Source organism: Hydrogenivirga sp. 128-5-R1-1 (genome assembly GCF_000171895.1).
This window is the reverse complement of record NZ_ABHJ01000242.1, coordinates 1-1,754: the sequence shown is the minus strand read 5'-3', so window position 1 is coordinate 1,754 and position 1,754 is coordinate 1. Positions and strand designations below refer to the sequence as shown.

The window sequence follows — 1,754 nt, the reverse complement described above, 5'->3', positions numbered from 1 at the left end:
TATATCTGTTAGAGATACTCATGTTATAAGTCGTTGGGTAGGCACTATTATCTTGTTTCCAGCTTCTGATAGATTAAAAACAACTAATAGTTTTTTATTTTTCCCGAATATCTTTGATAGTGAAGATGATATTACATGTTGATTAAAAGGCTCGTTGGTTAATTTTCTTCTTTCAAAAAATAAGGACAAAATTAAATTTTTATAAATTAGTCTATTAATATATATCTGTGTATAGTCCTGATTTGTTGGTTTATTTTTAAAAATGTACATATCTCTTCTTAATGTTTCCATAACTTCAATAGAAAAACCTCCAAATATAACTTTTGGAGTATTTATTGTTGATTTTAAATATGCTTTATTAACTGTTGTTATTGCCAGTCGTAAATTCATATTCAGGTATTTTATTACTGGTATATATTCTAAACCAATTGAAAACCCATTACTTTTGTTGTTTAAATTGTTGTAATATGGTTGTAATTCCCTCTGCTCTATTCCTTTTTCTTTGAAAGACGACAGAAATAAGTTGAGTTTTTTCTCAAGTTTAGTCAGTCTAACATTTAAGTTTATACTTTTAAGTGTTTGAAGATTTTCAAAAGCACTATAATAATATCCATAATTTATTTTCAAATATGCTTTTGACCGGGATTTTATATTTTCTGTTCCGACAAATTTTTCTATATAAGTTAATGTATTGTAAAGTACGTCCGATGTTTTTGAGTGAAAAACTTCTATGAAGTTGTTGTTTAATTCTTCGGCAAAAACGGTAGAAAAAGTAATTGTAAAGATTACAAAAAAACTTTAAACATATCTTTTCCTTTTATTTTTTCTATTTATTTTTTTACCTTCTGCTAATTTTATGATCTCCAAAACTTTATTTATGTTGTAATCTTGTAAATATTCTAACATTGTTTGAAATGCTTGCAATGTTGCCTGTGCATCTGATAAAGCTCTATGCTTTTGTTTGAAGTTTATCCCTAAATAATTTGTTAAACTGCTTAAGGATTTTTTTTGTATTTCTGGAAATATTCTTCTTGCTAAATTATCTGTACATATATAATGTAGTCTCAGGTTATTTTTGAATACGATTTTGTGTACTTCAGATAAAAATGAAATATCAAATTTTGCATTGTGGGCGACAACTATACTGTCTTTTAAGAAATTGTAAACTTCTGGATATATATCTTCAAAGTAAGGTTTGTCTATCACCATAGCATTTGTAATCCCTGTAAGATTTATTACTTTGGATGGAATAAAATTTTCACGTGGTTTTGTTAAATGATGTAATTGGTCAATTATCATGCCACTTTGATATTTTATGGCAGCAACTTCTATTACAGAGTTGTTGGATGCTGATAGTCCTGTAGTTTCTAAATCAATAATTACAAAAGTAGCTTCATTAACTGTTAGATTATGTAGCATTTTTATCTTCCTTATTTTAGTTTTATACAAAATTTATTTTTTTTGCTATATTTTTAAATATCCATGGATATGTAAGTGCTGTTAATATTGCTGTTAGTATTATAGTTGAAGCTTCAATTTTATCAATCATGTTTGTTTCATATCCTATTGTTGCTATAGCTACAAGTAAAGTTAATGGAATAGAAAGAGCGAAAGGGGTTAAAAAAATTTCAATTAAAGAAAAATGTGTAAATAATAAAACAGTAGATGCAAGAAATCTAACAGTTAACATCAGTATACTGAGTAAAACTGCGTTGTATACAATATCTATTTGAAGCAATTCAATTAAGTTAAAT

At 26.5% G+C, this 1,754-nt stretch carries 2 protein-coding genes and 1 pseudogene; all 3 read right to left on the bottom strand.

Features of this window, described 5'->3' with window-relative positions; genetic code table 11:
- Positions 1-18: 18 nt before the first annotated feature.
- Positions 19-627 (bottom strand): hypothetical protein, encoded by a 609-nt coding sequence (locus tag HG1285_RS02865; RefSeq protein ID WP_008289018.1) that lies wholly within the window; start codon positions 625-627, stop codon positions 19-21.
- Between the two features lie 171 nt (positions 628-798).
- Positions 799-1,419, bottom strand: coding sequence for a 3'-5' exonuclease (locus HG1285_RS02870; RefSeq protein WP_008289017.1), 621 nt, complete (start codon positions 1,417-1,419; stop codon positions 799-801).
- Positions 1,420-1,441: 22 nt separating this feature from the next.
- Positions 1,442-1,754, bottom strand: a pseudogene (locus HG1285_RS02875) (cation:proton antiporter); the annotation flags it as partial.

Coding starts and splice junctions, on each gene's coding strand:
- HG1285_RS02870 (WP_008289017.1), bottom strand. CDS start 1,419: ATGCTACATAATCTAACAGTTAATGAAGCTACTTTTGTAATTATTGAT.